This is a genomic window from Parendozoicomonas callyspongiae, assembly GCF_023502345.1.
GTDB lineage: Bacteria > Pseudomonadota > Gammaproteobacteria > Pseudomonadales > Endozoicomonadaceae > Sansalvadorimonas > Sansalvadorimonas callyspongiae.
The window spans coordinates 1-229 of sequence record NZ_JAMFLX010000185.1 but is presented as its reverse complement, the minus strand read 5'-3'; the positions used below and the strand labels follow the sequence as shown (position 1 = coordinate 229).

Below are 229 nucleotides of genomic sequence, written 5' to 3'. Positions count from 1 at the left end.
TTTCCAGTTGCAGAAAGTCGCCAGGCTTAAACCATGCTGACGGCAGTAGACTTTCTGCGGCAGGCCACTGGCCTGCTGGTCATTAATGATTTGCTGCCATTGTTCTGGTGTCCTGCGAGAGAAAGGTTTGTGAAAAGCTGTCATGTTCATTGTTGGCTCCGATGAGTGAGTCGAAGCAAACATGGCCTATGGATTTAGGGTTTTGAAGACGCCGGAATTTGACCGGTTA

General features: G+C 48.9%; 1 protein-coding gene. It reads right to left on the bottom strand.

Annotated features, from left to right (window positions below; genetic code table 11):
* The coding region (tnpA, locus tag M3P05_RS21320; protein WP_408635973.1) for an IS66 family insertion sequence element accessory protein TnpA at positions 1-144 on the bottom strand (144 nt) is incomplete at its 3' end.
* Between the last annotated feature and the right edge of the window lie 85 nt (positions 145-229).